Raw genomic sequence first — 20,507 nt, 5'->3', positions numbered from 1 at the left:
CTGACTGTTTATCTTAGTTGGAATTAATTTCAATATAAACATCTCTTCTTCATTGTAAAACATTTCTAATTAGATTAGTAGAGGTAGCATGGTGACTACCTCTACACTTTTATACTCGTTAGTTTGGTCTTCCACCCATTATTGGAAAATCAACACCAAGCTCTGCTAATTGTGCTTGTGCTTCTTCTTGGTTAATTGTCCCATTTCTTTGCTGCTCCATAATTGCTTCAACCTGTTCACGTGTTTCTTGGTCCATATCCGACAACATACCAGCCCCATCAGCACCATCTCGCGCAGGTCTTTGACCACCGTCTGCTGGTATTCCATTAGCTCCACCTGCAGGCGCTCCGGCACCGCCAAAGCCACCGGCGCCTCCTCCTGTTGTAATACCAGATTCATTTAACCAAGTAACCGTCTCTGATATCGTAAAGTCGACTACTTTTGTTCCAGCTTGGTATACTCCTCCTGTATAAACTCCATCAGCTTCACTTCCTGTAGAACTACCTCCTGTGTACAATGTGTAAGAACCGTCTTGCGCTAATAGAGATGAGCTAATAAACACAGATTGATAGTCTTTTTCCGGTACGAAAGTTACGACTGCTTCTCCATTGCTATCTTCTAAGTGCAATATGGTTCCAGCAGCTTGTGTTTCAGAATACGTCATTAACACACCATTTTGTGTTGAGCTATCTGATGTACCTTGTGTCATTCCGGAACTTCCTGCTGCAATCAGCGTGCCACCAGTCATCTCAAAGCTACCATCGTAATCAATCGCGCCATTCATGCTTTCTGTGGGGCCATTAACAATCACTGTTCCACTTGTCATTTCAATTGAACCATTGGAATCTAACCCATCTCCACTTGTACGAAGAACTATATAACCTCCATTAATCATGAGTTTACCATTTGTTGAGCCCCCCATATCCAATCCTGATCCATCGTTACCACCACCGATATTAATACCGTCATCACTAGCTACTATATGAATCGTTCCGTCCTCAATTGTTATTTGTTGACTCTCAATCCCTTCATAGCTTTTCGTCACATCGATTATTCCACCAGTTGTTACAATCGATGTATCGGCATGAACAGCATCATCACCTGTTGCAATGGTGAAATCTCCACCAGCAACCGTTAACGTATCATTACTATGAAGCCCATCATCAGCAGCATCGATGTTAAATGTTCCACCCGTTATGGTTACATCTGCTACTGCTTTTATACCTTTTGTACTTGCTGTTTCGGAATCAGTGGTCGCCGTTGTTTGTCCGGCAAACCCTCCTCGTTCCGCTGTATGCGTTTCGCCATTTGCACTTCCTCCACCAGAAACAATCGTATATTCACCACCGGCAATCATTACAGAAGCTTCGGCCTGCGCACCGTCACTTCCAGCAGTGATTGCAAATGTTCCCGCTTCAATTGCGATATTTCCTTTTTCCGCATCCTCATCATTAGATGCTTTTAATCCATCACCACTAGCAGTGATCGTAAAGCTTCCATCTTTAACAGCTAATAAATCCCTACCTATAATCCCATCATCGACTGCATCCACTACAATTGTTCCTTCAACGATTTTCAAATCGTCATTTCCAGCTATACCATCGTTGTAACTTCCTTGAACTGTTAAACTACCTGTTCCGTTAATCGTTAAATCATCCTTACTAAACAGTGCTGCATCTGGTTCGTCAGTTTCATCATCTTCATAAACATAGGCTGACCCGTCCGTAAGTATGTTTTCCGTACCTGCTTCTAAACTTATGATCGTTTTTTCTGCTTGTACGATATTGATTGCTGCTGAATCTTTACTTGTTATATCAACGCCATTTAAGATAAGGCGGACATTTGCTTTGTCTTCTGCATCGACCATGATTTGGCCGTCATCCAACGTTCCACTCAATACGTACACACCTGATGTACGAATTGCTATTATGTTGTCCTCGATGACTACACCGCCAGGACCATCGTAGCTGGCACTAGTCCCGTTTAATTCGATGTACGTAGGATTCTCACTACTCCATTCACTATAATAGTCGTCCTCGCTATAGTTAACTGTTTCAATAGACGTGTTAGTAGGAGTAGCGACTGTTTCTGTAACTTCTGTTTCCGTCTGGTTTTCACTTGATAGAGCTGTATCTGGATTAGCTTCGTTATTCGTACATGCAAATAAAAGCGTTGTACACGTCAGTGCTGTTGCTAGTTTATACAATTTAGATTTATTGTTCATGATTAATCTCCTTTTCCTTTTTTGTAAGTATGAAATTGATTCTTAAAAGGGTCTTGTTTTCCCTTGGTGCCTATTATTGGACATGAACCTTAACAAAACCTTAAAACTTAAAACATGTTGCATTTATTTCAATTGTCTCTATAATCGTACATATCAAATCAAAGGCTCGTAAAAATTGAAAAAGGAATGCTTAGCATATGAAATTACTAATTATTGAAGATGACCATCATCTTTCCGAAACGATTAAAGAAACAACAGAGGAAATGTTTGAAACGGAGCAGGCTTTTGATGGTGAGGAAGGCTTGTATCTTGCAGAACAAAACATTTTTGATGTAATCATTCTAGATATTATGTTGCCAGAAATGAATGGCTATGAAGTGTTAAAAAACCTTCGAATCAAAGGAATCACCACACCGGTTATGATGTTAACAGCGAAGGATGGCATCGATGATAAGATTCAAGGTTTTAAAGTAGGAGCAGATGATTACTTAGTTAAACCGTTTCACCGTGAAGAACTTTTGCTACGCCTAGAGGTGATCGTTCGAAGAGCTGGCGGAATGTTAAAGGAAAATGTGTTAACGTTTAAGGATTTACAATTAAACTTAAAAAATAAAACGGCATTAATTAATCAAGAGCTTATTAAGTTAAATGGAAAGCAATTCGACCTACTTGAATACTTGATCAACAATAAAAACACAATATTAACAAAGGAACAAATATTTGATCGAATATGGGGATTTGAATCAGATACCTCAACAACTGTAGTTGAAGTGTACGCGAGTAACTTAAGGAAGAATTTGAAAACATTTGGCTATGACCAATATATTAAAACGTTTCGCGGGCTCGGCTACATGCTGACAGAAAGTAGTGACAGCGATGGGTAAGCAAAAGGTATTTAGAAAACAACAGCTCAAGTTCATGATATATAACTTACTCGCTTTCACCGTTATCTTTACGATCTTCGGAATCATTATTTTCACCCAGGTGCAAAACACACTGTTTAGAGAAGCCGATAATGAGTTAACGAGATTTAAAGAAATGATAACAGACAATTCATTTATGGAATTTGACGCTTCACCACCAAATAACGCACCTGAACGAAATCGACTTGATGATCGGCCAATCGATCACGCTAATCCTCGGATCATGATCATTGATTGGAACGCAAACGGGGAAATTATAAATAAAAATGAAATTGGCACGCTGTTTTATGAAAATTATCTTCAAGATTACCCATTGAATACAACAACTGTCGGTACGATCACAAATACAACCATTAATGATGAGTACTATTTTAGATATATTTTATTAAAAGAGACGGATGAAACTAATGATGTTGCATACACGCAAATTATGATAAACGTCGATGCTGAACAAACCATTCTTACTAATTTTGGACAGCTTATTTTTGTTTGTTCAACTGTCTTTATCTTATTATCAATTACTGCAAGTTATATGCTCTCAAAAAAAATGATGGATCCGATTATTAGATCTTGGAATAAACAAACCGAGTTTGTCGAGAATGCATCCCATGAGCTCCGAACACCATTAACAATAATTCAAAATAAACTAGAGCTGTTGCTAAGAACTCCGCAAGAAAAAATCGCCAACAAGTTTGAAAATATTGCACTAAGTTTGTCGGAAACACGACGATTATCGAAAATGACATCTGATTTATTAACATTAACACGAGCGGACTCTGCCGAAACAACAATCGTTAAAGATGAAATTCAAATAGATATATTTGTTGAAAAGATTTGTAACCCATATATGGAAATTGCCGCATCACAGGGCAAACAATTCTGGTTAAATTTAAATAGTAAGTTGACGATTTACGCCGATGAGTCCCGATTGCATCAATTGCTCGTTATTTTAATTGATAATGCTCTAAAGTATACAACAGAGAAAGATAGTATTGGGCTGAAAACATATGAACAAGATAACAAGCTCGTCATCGAAGTAAGCGACACAGGGATCGGCATCAAAGAAGACAATATCAAGCATATCTTTGACCGCTTTTACCGTGAGGATAAGGCACGTTCCAGGGATACAGGTGGCACAGGTCTTGGGCTCTCAATTGCGCAGTGGATTGTAGAAAAACATAACGGAACGATAAAAGTTATCCCTAACGAAAGCAAAGGAACAACGTTTAAAGTTAAATTACCGAAGTAGAGATCACGGAGTGCCGTGGTCTTTTTTGTGTCTAGCTTTTCAACCTGCGATTCGTTACCAAAATACCTTTAAGGTTTCTTTAAGGTTTGTATTTAATAATGTGTATCGAAGGGCTGTAGCAAAAGGAGCAGGATAACATGAAAAAGATAAGCTTAGGGATAGACGGTGTGAAAGGACGCAATGAATTAAAGCATGAAATGACAAAAATAGATTGCTATCTGTTAAGAAACAAACTGAAATATGTGATGGATAATGACCCATATACAAATAAGGATGGAAAATATCTGATTCGCAGCGTCTATTTCGACAATTTTGATAACAAAGTATTAACCCAGAAAAAAGAAGGCTTTTATGAACGAGACAAATTTCGCGTCCGTTTATACGATTTTAATACCGAATACATCAATTTAGAAAAAAAGAGTAAACGAAATAATTTAACGTATAAACAAAAATGTCGAATTTCTGCTGATGAATATGAAAAAATTCGAGCCGGTAACATCGCTTGGATGGAAACTGATCCAAGACTACTCATGCAAGAATTATATTTTCAAATGCATTTGTTTCAATTAAAACCTGTAACAGTAGTAGATTATGAGCGAGAAGTTTTTATCTACGATCCTGGTAATGTACGGGTGACCTTTGATAGCTCGATACGGACGAGCTTTCGAAATAATGATGTCTTAAATCGCGATTTATCAATGGTAGAAACGAATCCTGACATCGTCGTTTTAGAAGTGAAATATGATGGATTTTTGCCAGATATTATTAAACACTTGCTACAACTTAGAGACAGACAAAAAGGTACGTATTCCAAATATCAAATTAGCAGAATGTACGGCTAAACTAATACACTTAATTTATGGAGGAAGACAACATGGACACAATTAATTTTAATGATATTTTTAAATCAAGTATTGTAGAGCAGACAGCTAACTTTTCATTTATCGATTCGCTCATTGGCTTAACCACCGCATTTTTGATCGGGCTATTCATATATTTTGTTTATAAGACAACGTTTAACGGCGTTATTTACTCACACTCTTTTAATATCTCATTAATCGTCATGTCAATGGCAACTGCCTTAATTATTATTGGTATCTCATCTAACGTGCTATTGTCACTTGGAATGGTTGGGGCACTGTCAATTGTACGTTTCAGAACGCCAATTAAAGACCCCATGGACCTTGTGTATTTATTCTGGGCAATCGTCTCTGGTATCTTGTGTGGCGCAGGATTTATCCCACTTGTTATATTAGGCTCGGTCCTAATCGCTTTAGTCATTATCATATTTGTAAATCGCATTAAAGTAGAAAACCCTTATCTTTTAGTAGTGAAATATTCAGAATCTGCAATTGAAAAGTCGTTGGAGCACATCATCTCTGGTCATACACAAAAACATACAGTTAAATCGAAATCAATCATGCCTGGCAATGATTATGAAGTAACCTATGAAATACGTGTGAAAGAAGCGGAAATGAAATTCATCAATGACATTTCTAGTATAACAGGTGTAAAATCAGCGATTATGTTGAGCTATGATGGTAATTTTACAGCTTAAGTGATAAGAAAACGAGGCATAACATTTCAATGATATGCCTCGTTTCTTTTTGCTTTATTCCCTTCTATATTGTATCACTGCCGTTATAGATGAAAAATTCATAATCATAGCCTTTTTCACCTAAGATTGTTTTTACCATCTTCGTGGCCAAAAGAAAATCTTCTCTTGTTTGTTCAGTTACATCCAGTTGCACATGGATCTTATCCAAAGCCAGATTTTTACTCTATTTTACAATATCTCCAAATTTCCTTTTAACACTTCCATATCAATACCAATGTAATAAATGCTGTCAACTTGCTCCGAAAGTAATGGAGAAATTTCCTGCTTTGCTTCTCGACTTAAAAGATTAGCCAATTACCGCTAACAGATAATGAATCCCTACCTTCCATCTGTTTTTAATATTTTATATGCTCCACTAAACATTGAAAACAGTAATGCTACAACCGGGAAAATGAGCCAATTAATTGCCCATGCTTGGAAAACAAAACCAGTGATGAGGAAAATGCAAACCGCCAACGGCCAAATAATGACTGAAACTGCAGCTATGACTTTGTCTTGCTCTTTATGCTGCTTAGAGTAATCCCCTATTTTTAATAACTTTTGATATCCATCTTTTTTTATTCCGCTATAAATAAAGATATACACAGCTGCAGCTACCATGCTAAGTAATACGACCACACCATATATCGATGAATCAGCAGTAAAAGTAGAAATAATAATAAGTGTAATTGGCGATAAAATGATTAATATTACTCCAATTATGATAGACATGACGAAGGTTGATTGATATTCTTCATTATTTTGTCTAATCATCCCCTGAATGTCGGGCTGTATTTCGACTCCGTAATCGATATATTTATATTTTTCCATGCCCATGCCAGCGTAAATGAAAATAACAACAGCGATGGCAATGAATAAAAAGAAAGGAATCAGACCGGCAATATCTGCGAATCTTTGTGATGTGACTGCTATTATCCCACCGTCAATAAACTGGTTGATCAGAATGAGTAAAGCTGGTGCAAGTATACATAAAATAACGCCAAGCCCAATCATTTTCGAGAATCTTTTGTTCATTCTCAAAAACTCATCAACTTCCTCTTTCTCCATTGGACGAAGAAATTCGTCATCACTTTGCTGCTTTATATCGAATTCCTCCATTAGCTCATCAATATTGCCAAACTCTGAGATCACAATTCCAATCGCTTCGTTTTCCGTTTTGCCACTATTTTTTAATTCATGATACTTATCCTCCATATTAGAAAGAATTTCTTCTTTTAGTTTCATGATTTGATTTGTTTTCGGCAAATGCTTGAACATGTTATCCAAGTAATTCATAATTGTATCCATTTTATTTTACCTCCTTAATAAATTGATTAACAACCTGCTTGGTTACTTCCCACTCTTGACACTTTTCGTAATAATAACTCCTGCCAGCATCTGTGATCCGGTAATACGTACGTCTCTTTCCAAAGGTTTGCTCTTGATAGAAAGATTCAATGTAGCCATTTTTTTGCAGCCTGTTAAAAGCAGAATAGAGTGTCGTCTCTTTGATAATGTATTTTTCATCTGATAGTTCTTTTATTTTTTTTGATATTTCGTATCCGTAGGAAGCTTGATCCAATAATAAATAAAGAATGATCGTATCGTTGTATCCACGAATAACATCACTACTAATCAATATGAACGCTCCTCCTTGCCTGCAGATCTGAATTAACTCAATTACTGTATCTGACGTACTTCATCTGTCGTAGTAATATCACTATACCATGAATTACTACGACAGGTAAAGTACTTTTTTAAACACGGTTATCTTGGAACTTTTTCTACTAAGAACGTATTTACTAGTAACATGCATATAAGGAGAGAAATCTACTACTTCTGAATATGCAACTGTAATGAGTCAGTTAAACAATCAGACCTTCCCAGAAGGGGTACAAGAATATCTAGAATATATACTTGGAGTCATGATGGAGAGTCCAGGAAATCAGGAATGGTTAAAGCGAGCAGGAAAAAAAGGTGGTTCAACAAGATATATTCTAACTGATACTTTATTTGCAGAGGATAAGAAAGGGCATAAATATGAGATGGCAATTTTTTCAATGAGCTTGGATTTATTGAATCACAAAAGCTCATGGCTAGTCTTAATGAATTTGAACTAAAGCTCCTAACAGATGAAGTATTCCGAGAAAAGGTATATGAATTAGAAAGATAGGGCGCTCAACGATAAGATTCCTTGTTTTCATTAATAAAAGCCATCCTTAATCGTCATATAAGACAAAGGATGGCTCTTAGTTACCTTGTTTATTATCTAAAATAATTGGTTGACTCTTTTTCATTGTACGCATATTTATACTTTACCTCTTCAAAAACTTTTTTAAATTTCATTTCTATTTGTTGATAGTCCCCTTCTTTAACCGGTAAAACACTAACAAGTTCTTGGTTTTCAACCACACCCTCTACCAGTGTGCAGGGGTCCTCTGGTTTATCTTTTTGTTTCAATGCGAGAAATTGACGATCTTCATAAACTAAATTGCAAACCACCGTATAGTGTCCTTTATTAAAGCGGTTTGTACTACCTAAAGAGATTGTAGTAGGTTCACTAAAAATTGGTCGATCTAATCCAAACTTCTTTCGTTTATAGCCGTAGAAATCAATCACATTGTTTTTCTTAGACATCGTATAAACGCTCCCTTTCTGGATTAGTATTTAGTTTTGGTTTAGTCAAAGCTATGATTACGAGCAGGTAATTATTACCGTAGGAACATCTCCTTACAAAATCATAACCCTCGCCTTTAAATAAAGTAGAATATAACCTCCTTAGATATATATTATGTCCTACAAATAAAAATGTTGCTTCCTCTTATCATACGCTTAGATTAGAAAAAATCAAGTTGTCGGAAGAACGTTGGTGAAAAAGTGGTCAAGGATTCGCACCGCTACTCCATGTTTTTTCGATTATGCTACTAAATAGCGTATAATTGTGAAACATAATAGCAATAGATTCCGTAAATAGAGAAGCGTACATCCGCATTTCAAGAGGAGTTAACAAAATGGCATCAAATGAAAACACGAAAGTAAAATCTTTTTTATCCTTGTTACTGTCAACAAAAATCCCGAAACTTGCGTTAACCATAGGTCTGATTGGAAGCCTTATTACAACACTTGTCGGGCTGACTATTCCCCTTTTGACAAAGGAAATGGTCGATGGTTTTTCCATAGATTCATTAAACATGTTATTAATCGGTGCGATTGGTCTTGTTTTTATCGTACAAGCCGTTATTGACGGGATATCTACTTATCTGCTCGCTTATGTTGGTCAGCAAATCATCGCAAAATTACGAGAGCGAATGTGGTTTAAACTCATTCGCTTGCCTGTCAGCTATTTTGATAAAACGAAAAGCGGTGAAAGCGTCAGTCGTGTTGTAAATGACACAGGCATTGTGAAGGATCTCATCTCCCAGCACTTCCCACAATTCATAACGGGTGTTATTTCCATCATTGGTGCGATCATCATTTTATTCGTGATGGATTGGAAGATGACACTACTGATGCTAATCGCAGTGCCAATTACAGCAGCATTTATGATCCCACTTGGCAGGAAGATGTCGAAAATATCGCGTGGATTACAGGATGAGACGGCAACATTCACTGGCAGTGTCCAGCAAACGCTAGGTGAAATACGCTTAATGAAGGCTTCTAATGCAGAGCATGCCGAAGAAGCAAAGGGGTTAGCTGGTATTTCTAAGCTGTTATTTTTCGGATTAAAGGAAGCGAAAATCTTTGCACTCGTAGGTCCATTGATGTATCTCGTTGTGATGGTCGTTATTGTTGTCATCATTGGCTATGGTGGAATTCGAGTCTCTGAAGGCACGATGTCGACCGGCTCACTTGTTGCCTTCCTGTTATATCTGTTTCAAATTATTTTTCCGATCACTTCGTTCGCAATGTTCTTCACCCAACTACAAAAAGCACAAGGAGCAACAGAACGAATTATTGCGATTCTCGATCTTGAAGTCGAAGAAGGTCAGGATGGTCTGAAGTTAGACATTGCCAATCAGCCGGTTAGGGTACAAAATATTTCGTTCGGTTATAGTGACGATGAACTTGTATTAAAAAGTATTAGCTTTGAGGTGGAACCAGGACAAATGGTAGCCTTTGCTGGACCAAGTGGTGGTGGAAAGACAACGATGTTCGGCTTGCTCGAGCGATTTTACGAGCCTAGCTCAGGTGAAATTCTAATTGGCTCTACGCCAATTACAGAGTTATCGATGCTATCTTGGCGCACACAAATCGGATATGTTTCCCAAGACAGCCCAATGATGGCCGGCACCATCCGTGAGAACCTTTGTTATGGCTTAGAAAATGCGGATCAGATTACGGATGAACAATTATGGGTTGTAGCAGAGATGGCTTATGCTTATCAATTTATTAAAGAATTTCCTAGCGGGTTAGATACCGAGGTTGGAGAGCGTGGTGTGAAATTATCTGGTGGCCAACGCCAACGGATCGCGATTGCTCGAGCATTTTTAAGAGATCCAAAAATACTAATGATGGATGAAGCAACTGCAAGCTTAGACAGTCAATCGGAAGGGATTGTCCAACAAGCATTGAGCCGATTAATGGAAGGGCGCACTACATTCGTCATCGCCCACCGGCTGTCGACAATTGTGAACGCAGATAAAATTATATTTATCGAAAAAGGCCAAGTTACTGGCGCAGGAACACACCAAGAATTAGTAGCAACACACCAGCTTTACCGTGAATTCGCTGAACAGCAGTTAACATGATGAAATGCCTGGTCCTTATGAGGATCAGGTTTTTTTATTATGCTAGAGACCATTACTCAACTAATTATCTCGGGAATGATGAAAGATCGTGACTTTGGAATTACATGATCAAGTCTAACGATTAGAATTTAAAAAATAATAATTATTGGAAACCGCGATACAGATATTGTGATCGATGCCAGCCCCTCTACTTTTTAGGTTCTTTTACCCCGAATCAGAAGCATGAGAAGCCTCCCTAAGCATCCTTAATTTGGACATAGGGTTGCTTTTTATATTCAGTTTGTTTATTATATACTGTATGAATTAAATTTATTGAACAACTTTCAGAGGTGAAGACATTGTCCAGTGATTATGAAACTTTAGAACAATCAAGAGACATAATGATTAGTGCAATTGCACAAACTATGGTTATCTATGGCGTTACCCCATCGGTTGGTCGTATATACGGTGTACTGTACTTCGCTTCCGAACCATTGAGCCTTGATGACATTAAGACACAGGTAGCGATGAGCAAAGCAAGTGTAAGCAACGGAATGAGAGAGCTACTAGAGACTGAAATGGTAATTAAGGTTTGGAAAAAAGGCGATAGAAAAGATCATTATGTAGCAGAGAAGGATTTTCTTAAAAATTTCATCGCTTTCTTCATCAAAAAGATAAGACAGGAACGAAATTTAATATTAAAAGCTGCGCAACAAGTCCAACCGACTTTAGAAAAAATTGCTGCTAGTTCAGACGACCCACAAGTAAAAGGCGAAGCTATCAAAGACCTTGAGCAAATGAAAGATTCCTACAACTATTTTGACTGGACAATGAGACTCGCAAATGAAATGGAATCTGGCAAGATTTTTGATAATTTCCCTAAATCATCAAAAGAAAAGGAGCAATAAAGTGAACCCACAAAATACAGCTTTAGTCCTGATTGATTTGCAAAAGGAAAGTAATTTTGGACTCGAGAACATGGAGCAAGTAATTAAGAACACGAAGGATTTAACAAAGGGCTGTAGAGAAAAGAATATCCCTATTATTTATACCCGTCAGGTCAATAGAGCAGATGGCGTAGGACTTTCTTTAGGAGAGCCGTTAAATGAAGATGGCACACCTTTTTATTACAACTCAAAAAGTGAGAACGTTGAAATTATGGATGAAATCAAACCAGAAGATGGAGATATTGTTATTGATAAATATCGCTGGAGTGCTTTTTATGAAACTAGCTTAGATTTAACGCTTAGAAGTCTTGGTGTAGAAAATGTTGTTATAGGTGGAGTGGTTACGGATGGTTGCTTGTTAACCTCTGTATATGATGCCTATTTTAGAGACTATAACATCCACTTAGTTAGTGATATTTGTGCAGCATCAAATGAAGGCGCACATATGTCATCATTAATGATCCTAGCTAATTGGGTGTATAACCTAAAAATGTATGATACAAATAATATTCTTAAACGTATCAATGGGGATGAACACCATGCTTGGAAGCCAGAATCAGTTGATTCCTTAAAGTTCACTCCAGAAAACATGCGAGAGATATTTTCAAAAATAGATAAATAAAGGGGACATAAGAAATGAAGAAGATTTTACTGTTAATTTTAGCATCAATTTCTTTAGTAGCGATTACTGCTTGCGGTAATAATGAGGACGGAAATAATAACACAGCAGATAATGCTGAAGTAGAAAATGACGTAGCTGATAATGAAGCTGCAAATGAAGAAAAAGGAACCATTACCTTTGGACAAACACCATGGTCAAGTACTGCGCCTCCAACACAAATCGCAAAACAAATTTTGGAAGCACAAGGGTATGAAGTTAAAGTAGAACATGTATCACAACCAGTCATTTGGGAAGGTATGAAAAATAAAGAGATCGATTTCTTTATGGATGCTTGGTTACCATATACAGAAGCTACTAGATGGGAAGAATACCAAGACGATTTAGTTAAAGTAGCAACAAGCTATGAAAATGCAGAACTTGGTTGGGTTGTACCATCTTATGTAGAAGAGGATACTATCGAAGACTTAATTGGTAATGCAGAAAAGTATGATGGAGAAATTGTAACGATTTCTGAAGGAGCTGGAATCGTTAATATTTCAAGAGACTTAATCGAAGGGTACAACTTAGAAGAAGCAGGATATGAATTATCCCCTTCAAGTGAAGGTGCGATGATTACCGTTGTACAAGATAAAATTCGAAAAGAAGAACCTGTGATTTTCACTGGTTGGAGACCACACTCCGTCTTCGCCCGTAACGATTTAAAATTCTTAGAAGATACAAAGGGATTCTTCCAAGCCGACAATGTTTATGTATTATCTTATAACGGTATTGAAGAAGCGCACCCCGAAGCATATGAAATTCTATCCAATTGGAGCATAAGCATTGCAGAATTAGAAGCAATGATGCAAGAAAATGAACAAGAAGGCACATCTTTTGAAGAATTAGCAGCACAATGGATTGAAGAAAATCCTGATAAAGTAGATCAAATGCTAGGAGAATAGGGCTTTTATGATGAAGCAGGTCAGCGATATGTTGACCTGCTTTTTTTACCACAGGGACGGTTCCCTTGGTATGTTTTTAATTAACTTCACTAGCGCAGCTGTAATTAAACAAGCCGTATAATAATTCATGCTTTTATTTCATAAAAGGTTCCATATCTCTTAATAACGCTTTAGAGTTTACCCCTTCTTCTATTACTAATCTAAGGTCTTGGTTGAACGGGAGCGTGTATAAGGCAAGTAATGTTTTGGCATCTAACATTTGATCTTCCGTATGAACCCAGATGTCAAACATATAATTCGTTGCAATTTTGTTCAATTTAATGACATCTTCCTTTTCTTTAAGCTGAAATGTGATGTTCATTTTCAAACCTCCCCTTTTTCCTCAATTATAACGAAGATGATGCTAAATATAGTTTCCTACAAACTCCCATACCGTTTTCCAGTACGTTTGCAGGTCCACTTTTTCTGCTTCCCCGTGCCCAGCTCCTTCGATTACGAGTTTAGCTTTTTCCACAGGTGCTGCTTCATAAACTTCTTCTAACATTTGATAGGGAACGAAAGTATCTGCATCACCATGGATAAATAACATTGGTGTATCACTCTTAGCAACCTGTTGAACCGCAGACGCTTCATATAAATTGTACCCTGCACGTAATTTTGTCACCGTATTAGCGGCACTCTTTACTGGAAACGCTGGTAAGCCGAACAAATCATCCAACTGATAAATGAACACGTCACTAACTGAAGCATATCCACAGTCTTCTACGATCACTTTGACATTGGATGGCAAATCTTCTCCCGACGTCATCATCACCGTAGCACCGCCCATCGATACACCAAATAATGCGATCTCAGCATTCGGATTTATTTGAATGATTTCATCAATCCACTGCAGCATATCTAATCGGTCATGCCAGCCCATTCCAATATAATCACCTTCACTTTTCCCATGACCACGGAGATCAGGAGCTAATACATTATACCCTTGATGATAGAAATTACGGATATATCTGGACATATTTGCTGCACTACTTGTATATCCGTGTGCGATAATCGCCCATTTTGCATTTGCTTCTTCATTTATATAGACATCGGCATGAAGCTTCAACTGCAGGTCATCCTTTGAGATAATCGACAAGGATGTAGGCTGATGCTTTAACTCAAATTCCTGATCAGCCTGCTCTGCCGCTTCAACAACGGAAGCCACGACCGCTTCACTTGTTTCCAAATTAGGATTACCTTGCAAAAACTCTTTTTCATCGTTTGATTTTAAAGCAAAATTATAAAAATAATTTCCGACAGCCCCATAACCAACCCCTAAAAGAACTACCACAATGACTGCAACAATGATGATTTTCTTTTTCATGATGTTTATCACCTCAACATAAAATATAAAAATAGAGACGGTTTTGCGCGCTTCTGACATACGGAAGAAGCATAAAACCGTCCCTCGTTACTCTATATTATTTTATAGTTTCATTCTATTTCTTTCAAGAGGTTGTTCAAATGGTGCCAAATGATCAGCGGCGAATCTCTTCGTTGGTTCATCTTTCCGGTCCTCATGTAGGAAAAGCCTACACTGCGGTCCTCAAGATTTCACCGCCTCGACCTTCTTGCTGCTAATTCGTCACCTTTTTGAACACGCACTTCAATAACATTTTTTGTTTTCTCATGGTAGATCAGCTAACGAATCAATAATTAAAATGCAGCTGTCCAACCAGCATCAGCTGTTATCACTGTCCCGTTTACAAAGCTAGAATCATCTGATGCTAGGAACAGTGCAACTTGTGCAATTTCTTCAGGTTGTCCAACACGAGGCATGACAGCTTGCGCTACTTGTGTACGGCTTGCACCGAATTCGTTGAAGCCTTGTACACTAGCTGTAATATTTGTAGCGACACCACCAGGTGCAATTGCATTACAACGGATACCTTTTTTAGCATACATGAATCCTGTGTTTTTTGTTAAACCGACAACCGCATGCTTCGAAGCAACGTAAGCAGCTCCTGCGTGTGCGCCATTTAAGCCACCTGTCGAAGCCGTATTGATAATTACGCCATTACCTTTTTCTTCAAAGATAGGGATTGCTTTACGCATGGCACGCATAACTGCTTTCGTATTAATGTCAAATATCAAATCCCAGCGCTCATCTTCTACGTCTCCTACCGCTTGCATACCATCCATAATACCAGCATTATTCACTAGAATATCTAAGGTACCATATTCTTTCACTGCAGTATCAATCATATTTTCTATATCAGCTAATTCGGCTACATTTACTTTTACTGCTTTGGCTTGTCCACCGTTCTCGTTAATTGTTTTCGCAACTGTTTCAGCACCCTCAAAATTAAGATCTGCAACAATAACCTTCGCACCTTCTTTGGCGTACAACTCTGCAATTGCTTTCCCCATTCCAGAAGCTGCTCCCGTTACAACTGATACCTTATCTGTTAATTCCATACAAATCCTCCCTTTTTTGATTACGCTTACACAAGTCTTTTTCAACATATGTTTATTAACCAACAACTTATATATAGTATAATAAACTTACGCTTACGGGTGCAATCAGCAATATTGTATAATACGTTCATTAACAAACATATAGGTGTGTAATGTTTGTAAATGGATAGATTTTCAACATAGGAGGGTAAAAGTGTTTACTAACAATACTGATCTTGATAAAAGAGTAAAGCGGACAAAAAATGCATTAGAAAGTGCACTTTTATCATTAATGGAAAATACAAATTTCAAAGATATTACGATTACAGATATAGTAAAGAAAGCTGACTATAACCGTGGTACCTTTTATAAACATTACAAATATAAAGAGGACTTACTTGATGAAATATTAGAAGAAGTTATAGTAGACCTAGTGAAATCTTACAAAGAACCCTATTCTCACAGCAAAACATTAGATATTCGCAATTTAAATTCCTCTGCTATTAAAATATTTGATCATGTATGGGCGCATCAAAACTTGTATAAATTAGTGATTAAAGCGAATGCCCTTCCTGGTTTCCAACAGCGAATTACCGGAGAATTAAAAGCATTATTAATCGAGGATGTTCTTGATGCTAGACTTGATAGTGCAGTTAATTATCACATATTTGCCAGTTATCAATCGTATGCAATCTTAGGAATGATTATTGAATGGGTAGATGGTAATTTCAAATATTCGGCATCATACATGGCCGAACAGTTAGTGGAGATATTAAAAATGAAACCTTATCATGAAAATTAGATAGACAAGTAATATGATTATTAATTTAAGAGCAGATAGAGATCGTAGGTTTTTCGATTTCTATCTGCGGGAGAAGTACCACTTCTGATCCTACTAAACTTATTATTAGGTCAGAAAATCAATACTAGCTTTTCACTATTGATTTCTGCCGTTCATATTTACTAGACTAGACTCAAAATAACTACTTGAATTAGTCAATTTCATAATACTGATTTTTAGCTATCTGCATCCTTATATAGCTGTGTAAGGTAATTATGAAATTGACTCAAATAAGTGAAATTAACCTACCCCTTTCAATAATTTTAAATGCAATTTATAATGAAGTCAGGAGGTGAATTTATGAACATAAAATTACAGGGTCCCAACGGTGAGATATATGAAGCAAAACCAAAAGATTCAAACAACTATGTTGTACGTATTCAAGGTGAGGAATATAGTATCTTGCTTACTGGCACTAATTCTGACAACTTCAGCAATTTATCTAATGTACAAAAAAAGAATTAACTAAAAGCGTCTTTCAAAACAAGAAAATTAATGAACAATTGAAGCAATCAGAATTAGATGATGAGAATACCGATATAGAAGACATCGAAAGCCTGAGAAGCATCGTGCAAGAGGTGAAAAATGAATACAAAAGATAATTATCTGGTAGTATTTACAAAGACTGCTACATATGAATTAGCAAAAATTTATGATATAAATCATGAGCTAGTATTAAAAGATCACAGACCATTTTAAGCGCTAATCCTTATATTCAATCATACGGTTCTGCTGATTTTGCTAATTTCAAATATAACGGCTACCACTGGACTGTAATTAACAATGTGATCATTGTTTACTCCATTAATGAAGCTAAGAAAAAGGTACGAATTCGTGCTTGCTATTCCTCAATGACAGGTTTTGCGCTTCGAACATTTTATGGAGAAAACGATCCATTATAAGAAACCCACTGATACTAACCCTCTCATATAGACCTCTCCTTGATTAGACCAAAATTGTTTTTCGTGGTACCTTTTCATATTTAGATACTCAACTTTTTTCGTTACACTTCAAACTTAATTAACGGTCAACAGTGATTCGTGTTCACAAAAATTCCGGCTTTGATTTTCAGTCTCCTACAGATCCCTTCATCTTGCCCCCTAACCTATTTTTAACAATCTTAACTTTACAATAACTGTAGATTAACTATCTTCCTATAACATAGTAATTGATTGCGCAGTCAAATGATAAATTACTAGTTTTACCTTTAGTAAAAGCTGTATTGAGTAGCAATGAAAAATCTAAAATGTCAATAGAAATTAGAACTAAGGATTAAGATTACTCAATTATAAATGAAGAAGCTTGTATTTCCCTTGAACCAGGAGTACAAGCTTCTATTATAATGCCTATCCAACATTATCCCATTTACATTTGCATCATTTTGAATGATTCAAAGTAATGGTGTTCGTTATTTCACCAAAATCACTCCACCACTTGCTCTCGCAAAACATAATCCTGCTCCCTATTATTGGCTTCAACTTCTTCCCCTTGACTACGCACTCTTTGCTCCAAGCTAGGAATAATTTTATTTATGATTACGAATCCAATTACACCTGTGATCAGGATAAATATACTCATCATTTCCTTAGAGAGAAATGCCCCCAATGTTACTGACAGCGAAGCGAGAATCATGGAGCCTTGATAAGTAAAAGCATTTACCGCCATATAACTGCTTCTTTTGTCATCTGGTGGAATGGCAGCCAAATAGCTTTGCGCTACAGGCACACGCATGAGCTCACCTAATGTTGCGACGAGCATCGCCCCGAACAAAATCCAGATGTTATCAAAATAACTGATCGCCGTATAGCCAATCGTAAACAATACAATGGAAATCAAGTAGACATGCTTATCTTTATACGCATGGATGACCTTCATAATAATTGCCGCGAAAATAACAACGAGCACGGTATTTTCTGTGCGCAATACCCCAGTCATTTCCAATCCATCAATAGACCAGTTGAACACATCTTGAGCTGGCATCTGCTCATGCAGTCTGACAGCAATATAGTTGGTTAACTGAAACTCTAGCGATTGGATAAATAACCCTGCAATCACGAATAAGATAAACACTTTATCGGTTGCGACAGTTTTATAGCTTTGTAGAATATCGCTGAAAACTTGAAACCTGCCAGCCGGCTTCTTTTCGATTGTTGATTTCAATGGTACATAGCTTTCCTGAATGAAAAAGATGAGCACGATAGCCACTACAATCGACATTACGGTCATACCGATAAATAGCTCAAACAAATAGTCCTTAAACAGAAACGCGCCAACTGCTCCCCCAATTGCAATAGAAAGATTAGCTGACCAGTACATGATTGAATACATTAGCTTCCGTTCTTTCGGCTTACTAACATCAATTAGCATCGCATCAGTTGCTGGTCCTTCAATCCCCCAACAAATACTTCCGACCAGGAACATCACAAATGTTAATGTCGGTGATTCAAACCATGGAGAATTCGCAAGTGTCATGACGACTAGTGACAACGAACGCATCACTTCAGCAGTAACCATTAGCTTCTTCCGCCCCATAATATCCGACAAGTAGCCACCGTAAAAACCTACTAAAGCCCCTACGACGATGTTTAAAATTAACAATATTCCTGTTAGTTTTGCTCCAAAATGAACAGCAAAATAAATTGCCATAAACGGAAAAATCATACTTCCAATAATCTCACTAAAAAATCCAAAAATAATTCTAAGTTTAATATTTGGATGAAAATCTCTAAAACGCATACCAAGTTCCCCTTTTCTATCTAGGGGTTAAGCACATACATGCTCGTTAATATAACTTTCCAACCCCGTCCTCTTATCGCTTATAATCATATAATTATTTATGAGAATTTACTTCGGGCAGTGGGTTGAAAAGATCTCCGTCTAAAGACGGAGATGGGGTTCAATTTACAAGCATAATAAGCTATGCATCCATCCCCCTCTAATGATCACCAGTAGAGTTAAAGTTTAAGAAGAGAATTTTTACTATCTTCATATGTTACTAGTGGGATATAGAATTGTATATTCAGGAAAAACTTTCCTAACCTGATCGTTACTCTTTACAAATCCATCACCGGCACATGACCGCTCAACCAATTCAATTCATTATCCAACATAAATCTTGTATGCCAACCTTTGTCTGACTGTGGCCAATCGTAAAAATTTATTACAGTGGTGTATAAATTTTCTATTGAATCTGCTGTCTTGTCGTTTAATACGTCATTAATTAAAGCAATCGTATTTTCAGGCTTGTTTTCTACACCATCTAAAACTTTCGTAAACCACTTGTGATAGGGATATAACGCCTTGTTATATGCAAGCAGCAGTCTCCCAGCGAACAAAACGAAATTTGCTGCAGCATAGTCCATCACATATTTATCCTCTCGCTTTAATCCTTCATGAAACCACCAACGCCACGCTTCGAGCTGCGCGTAAAATTTCACCATATTCTCTTCTTGTTTATGTATAGGATACTTAGCAGCTTCATGTATTAACGTATCCAATTCTGGAATTTCAGAATAAGTGATAAAAGCATCTTTATATGCATAACGAGCAGGCTCACTACCTGACTCGATGACCTTTTTTATGTAGGAAATAGACGTATACTTCCCATCGACATAGCCACCTTTGTAAGGAGTAGAATCTGTTTCATGATACTCAATATTTCCAGATTCCAAGGCTAATTTATAATCATCATCGGAAACTACAAGCATAAGGTCAATATCAGAATCTCCCTTTGCAAAACCATGTGCTACCGACCCGCCAACAATAATCCCTAAAATTTCTTGTTTCGTTTTTAACTTATTCGTGATTGTTTCAATTGCTATTTTATGATGTTGGAACATTGGGTACATTCCTTTCTACAGTTCGTATTTGTGAACGATTACTTATTGATTATAAAGGAATTTTCGTTTTCACAAAACTGCATTATTGAAAGTGTTGACTGCAATCTGATATTTTTTGAAAAGGGATAACATAGAGTTCTACTTATAGTAAAATAGAG

The 20,507-nt window shown here is 37.1% G+C and carries 22 protein-coding genes; 11 read left to right on the top strand and 11 right to left on the bottom strand.

All coding sequences use genetic code 11. The features are described 5' to 3' along the window. Positions 1 to 118: 118 nt before the first annotated feature. Positions 119 to 2,224: a carbohydrate-binding domain-containing protein gene (locus ACI6MV_RS09005; RefSeq protein ID WP_407269954.1), complete on the bottom strand. Its 2,106-nt coding sequence runs from the start codon at positions 2,222 to 2,224 to the stop codon at positions 119 to 121. 197 nt (positions 2,225 to 2,421) lie between these two features. Between ACI6MV_RS09005 and ACI6MV_RS09000 the strand changes: the two genes are divergently transcribed. From ACI6MV_RS09000 to ACI6MV_RS08985, 4 genes are all read left to right on the top strand, one after another. Next, complete coding sequence (locus tag ACI6MV_RS09000; protein ID WP_407269953.1) at positions 2,422 to 3,108, top strand: response regulator transcription factor; 687 nt, start codon at positions 2,422 to 2,424, stop codon at positions 3,106 to 3,108. Then, positions 3,101 to 4,396: a sensor histidine kinase gene (locus ACI6MV_RS08995; RefSeq protein WP_407269952.1), complete on the top strand. Its 1,296-nt coding sequence runs from the start codon at positions 3,101 to 3,103 to the stop codon at positions 4,394 to 4,396. Before ACI6MV_RS09000 ends, ACI6MV_RS08995 begins: the two co-directional genes overlap by 8 nt. 137 nt (positions 4,397 to 4,533) lie before the next feature. Continuing rightward, a complete protein-coding gene (locus ACI6MV_RS08990) occupies positions 4,534 to 5,238 on the top strand; it encodes a polyphosphate polymerase domain-containing protein (protein ID WP_407269951.1) in 705 nt (234 codons plus the stop codon). A 32-nt stretch (positions 5,239 to 5,270) separates the two neighbouring features. After that, the gene (locus ACI6MV_RS08985) at positions 5,271 to 5,954 is read left to right on the top strand and encodes a DUF4956 domain-containing protein (RefSeq protein ID WP_407269950.1); all 684 of its coding nucleotides are present in this window, start codon (positions 5,271 to 5,273) and stop codon (positions 5,952 to 5,954) included. Positions 5,955 to 6,018: 64 nt separating this feature from the next. Here ACI6MV_RS08985 and ACI6MV_RS08980 read toward each other — a convergent pair whose 3' ends face one another. From ACI6MV_RS08980 to ACI6MV_RS08965, 4 genes are read right to left on the bottom strand one after another with little or no spacing between them, the layout of a single operon-like run. After that, a complete protein-coding gene (locus ACI6MV_RS08980; RefSeq protein WP_407269949.1) occupies positions 6,019 to 6,162 on the bottom strand; it encodes a hypothetical protein in 144 nt (47 codons plus the stop codon). A 20-nt stretch (positions 6,163 to 6,182) separates the two neighbouring features. Then, positions 6,183 to 6,308, bottom strand: coding sequence for a hypothetical protein (locus ACI6MV_RS08975; protein ID WP_407269948.1), 126 nt, complete (start codon positions 6,306 to 6,308; stop codon positions 6,183 to 6,185). 24 nt (positions 6,309 to 6,332) lie between these two features. Continuing rightward, positions 6,333 to 7,301, bottom strand: coding sequence for a permease prefix domain 1-containing protein (locus ACI6MV_RS08970; RefSeq protein WP_407269947.1), 969 nt, complete (start codon positions 7,299 to 7,301; stop codon positions 6,333 to 6,335). A gap of 1 nt (position 7,302) precedes the next feature. Continuing rightward, positions 7,303 to 7,632 (bottom strand): PadR family transcriptional regulator, encoded by a 330-nt coding sequence (locus ACI6MV_RS08965; RefSeq protein ID WP_407269946.1) that lies wholly within the window; start codon positions 7,630 to 7,632, stop codon positions 7,303 to 7,305. A gap of 217 nt (positions 7,633 to 7,849) precedes the next feature. Here ACI6MV_RS08965 and ACI6MV_RS08960 point away from each other — a divergent pair, with 217 nt between their 5' ends. Next, the gene (locus ACI6MV_RS08960; protein WP_407269945.1) at positions 7,850 to 8,113 is read left to right on the top strand and encodes a hypothetical protein; all 264 of its coding nucleotides are present in this window, start codon (positions 7,850 to 7,852) and stop codon (positions 8,111 to 8,113) included. Positions 8,114 to 8,258: 145 nt separating this feature from the next. Here ACI6MV_RS08960 and ACI6MV_RS08955 read toward each other — a convergent pair whose 3' ends face one another. Then, entirely contained in the window at positions 8,259 to 8,630 is a 372-nt protein-coding gene (locus ACI6MV_RS08955) for a hypothetical protein (RefSeq protein ID WP_407269944.1), read from the bottom strand. 374 nt (positions 8,631 to 9,004) lie between these two features. Here ACI6MV_RS08955 and ACI6MV_RS08950 point away from each other — a divergent pair, with 374 nt between their 5' ends. The 4 genes from ACI6MV_RS08950 to ACI6MV_RS08935 all read left to right on the top strand — a co-directional run bounded on the left by ACI6MV_RS08950 (position 9,005) and on the right by ACI6MV_RS08935 (position 13,230). After that, positions 9,005 to 10,741 (top strand): ABC transporter ATP-binding protein, encoded by a 1,737-nt coding sequence (locus ACI6MV_RS08950; RefSeq protein ID WP_407269943.1) that lies wholly within the window; start codon positions 9,005 to 9,007, stop codon positions 10,739 to 10,741. Between the two features lie 338 nt (positions 10,742 to 11,079). Next, positions 11,080 to 11,628 carry a GbsR/MarR family transcriptional regulator gene (locus tag ACI6MV_RS08945; protein WP_407269942.1) on the top strand — a complete coding sequence of 183 codons (549 nt, stop codon included), beginning with the start codon at positions 11,080 to 11,082 and terminating at the stop codon, positions 11,626 to 11,628. 1 nt (position 11,629) lies between these two features. Continuing rightward, on the top strand, positions 11,630 to 12,289 hold the full coding sequence (locus tag ACI6MV_RS08940; RefSeq protein WP_407269941.1) for a cysteine hydrolase family protein: 660 nt from the start codon (positions 11,630 to 11,632) through the stop codon (positions 12,287 to 12,289). Positions 12,290 to 12,303: 14 nt separating this feature from the next. After that, positions 12,304 to 13,230: a glycine betaine ABC transporter substrate-binding protein gene (locus tag ACI6MV_RS08935; RefSeq protein ID WP_407269940.1), complete on the top strand. Its 927-nt coding sequence runs from the start codon at positions 12,304 to 12,306 to the stop codon at positions 13,228 to 13,230. Between the two features lie 133 nt (positions 13,231 to 13,363). Here ACI6MV_RS08935 and ACI6MV_RS08930 read toward each other — a convergent pair whose 3' ends face one another. The 3 genes from ACI6MV_RS08930 to ACI6MV_RS08920 form a co-directional block, all read right to left on the bottom strand. Beyond that, positions 13,364 to 13,591 (bottom strand): HPr family phosphocarrier protein, encoded by a 228-nt coding sequence (locus ACI6MV_RS08930; protein ID WP_407269939.1) that lies wholly within the window; start codon positions 13,589 to 13,591, stop codon positions 13,364 to 13,366. A 42-nt stretch (positions 13,592 to 13,633) separates the two neighbouring features. Further along, positions 13,634 to 14,596, bottom strand: a complete 963-nt coding sequence (locus tag ACI6MV_RS08925; RefSeq protein WP_407269938.1) for an alpha/beta hydrolase — start codon at positions 14,594 to 14,596, stop codon at positions 13,634 to 13,636. 332 nt (positions 14,597 to 14,928) lie between these two features. Beyond that, positions 14,929 to 15,690: an SDR family oxidoreductase gene (locus ACI6MV_RS08920; RefSeq protein ID WP_407269937.1), complete on the bottom strand. Its 762-nt coding sequence runs from the start codon at positions 15,688 to 15,690 to the stop codon at positions 14,929 to 14,931. Positions 15,691 to 15,883: 193 nt separating this feature from the next. On the opposite strand from ACI6MV_RS08920, the gene ACI6MV_RS08915 reads away from it, so the two are divergent. Together ACI6MV_RS08915 and ACI6MV_RS08910 are read left to right on the top strand one after the other, a co-directional pair. Next, the gene (locus ACI6MV_RS08915; protein ID WP_407269936.1) at positions 15,884 to 16,471 is read left to right on the top strand and encodes a TetR/AcrR family transcriptional regulator; all 588 of its coding nucleotides are present in this window, start codon (positions 15,884 to 15,886) and stop codon (positions 16,469 to 16,471) included. 339 nt (positions 16,472 to 16,810) lie between these two features. Continuing rightward, positions 16,811 to 16,975 carry a hypothetical protein gene (locus ACI6MV_RS08910; RefSeq protein WP_407269935.1) on the top strand — a complete coding sequence of 55 codons (165 nt, stop codon included), beginning with the start codon at positions 16,811 to 16,813 and terminating at the stop codon, positions 16,973 to 16,975. A gap of 957 nt (positions 16,976 to 17,932) precedes the next feature. Here the strand turns inward: ACI6MV_RS08910 and ACI6MV_RS08905 are convergent. Together ACI6MV_RS08905 and ACI6MV_RS08900 are read right to left on the bottom strand one after the other, a co-directional pair. Continuing rightward, positions 17,933 to 19,246, bottom strand: a complete 1,314-nt coding sequence (locus ACI6MV_RS08905) for an MDR family MFS transporter (RefSeq protein ID WP_407269934.1) — start codon at positions 19,244 to 19,246, stop codon at positions 17,933 to 17,935. Between the two features lie 317 nt (positions 19,247 to 19,563). Then, positions 19,564 to 20,349: a nucleotidyltransferase domain-containing protein gene (locus tag ACI6MV_RS08900; protein WP_407269933.1), complete on the bottom strand. Its 786-nt coding sequence runs from the start codon at positions 20,347 to 20,349 to the stop codon at positions 19,564 to 19,566. Positions 20,350 to 20,507: the final 158 nt, after the last annotated feature.

The organism is Radiobacillus sp. PE A8.2, assembly GCF_045635475.1.
GTDB lineage: Bacteria > Bacillota > Bacilli > Bacillales > Amphibacillaceae > JBJGXI01.
Note: the sequence above shows the minus strand (reverse complement) of the source record. Positions and strands in the feature narration are given on the sequence as shown.

Bases quoted from the DNA above. Each gene is read 5' to 3' on its own strand.
- ACI6MV_RS09005 (WP_407269954.1), bottom strand. From the start codon at position 2,224: ATGAACAATAAATCTAAATTGTATAAACTAGCAACAGCACTGACGTGT.
- ACI6MV_RS09000 (WP_407269953.1), top strand. From the start codon at position 2,422: ATGAAATTACTAATTATTGAAGATGACCATCATCTTTCCGAAACGATT.
- ACI6MV_RS08995 (WP_407269952.1), top strand. From the start codon at position 3,101: ATGGGTAAGCAAAAGGTATTTAGAAAACAACAGCTCAAGTTCATGATA.
- ACI6MV_RS08990 (WP_407269951.1), top strand. From the start codon at position 4,534: ATGAAAAAGATAAGCTTAGGGATAGACGGTGTGAAAGGACGCAATGAA.
- ACI6MV_RS08985 (WP_407269950.1), top strand. From the start codon at position 5,271: ATGGACACAATTAATTTTAATGATATTTTTAAATCAAGTATTGTAGAG.
- ACI6MV_RS08970 (WP_407269947.1), bottom strand. From the start codon at position 7,301: ATGGATACAATTATGAATTACTTGGATAACATGTTCAAGCATTTGCCG.
- ACI6MV_RS08960 (WP_407269945.1), top strand. From the start codon at position 7,850: ATGAGTCAGTTAAACAATCAGACCTTCCCAGAAGGGGTACAAGAATAT.
- ACI6MV_RS08955 (WP_407269944.1), bottom strand. From the start codon at position 8,630: ATGTCTAAGAAAAACAATGTGATTGATTTCTACGGCTATAAACGAAAG.
- ACI6MV_RS08950 (WP_407269943.1), top strand. From the start codon at position 9,005: ATGGCATCAAATGAAAACACGAAAGTAAAATCTTTTTTATCCTTGTTA.
- ACI6MV_RS08935 (WP_407269940.1), top strand. From the start codon at position 12,304: ATGAAGAAGATTTTACTGTTAATTTTAGCATCAATTTCTTTAGTAGCG.
- ACI6MV_RS08930 (WP_407269939.1), bottom strand. From the start codon at position 13,591: ATGAACATCACATTTCAGCTTAAAGAAAAGGAAGATGTCATTAAATTG.
- ACI6MV_RS08925 (WP_407269938.1), bottom strand. From the start codon at position 14,596: ATGAAAAAGAAAATCATCATTGTTGCAGTCATTGTGGTAGTTCTTTTA.
- ACI6MV_RS08920 (WP_407269937.1), bottom strand. From the start codon at position 15,690: ATGGAATTAACAGATAAGGTATCAGTTGTAACGGGAGCAGCTTCTGGA.
- ACI6MV_RS08910 (WP_407269935.1), top strand. From the start codon at position 16,811: ATGAACATAAAATTACAGGGTCCCAACGGTGAGATATATGAAGCAAAA.
- ACI6MV_RS08905 (WP_407269934.1), bottom strand. From the start codon at position 19,246: ATGCGTTTTAGAGATTTTCATCCAAATATTAAACTTAGAATTATTTTT.
- ACI6MV_RS08900 (WP_407269933.1), bottom strand. From the start codon at position 20,349: ATGTTCCAACATCATAAAATAGCAATTGAAACAATCACGAATAAGTTA.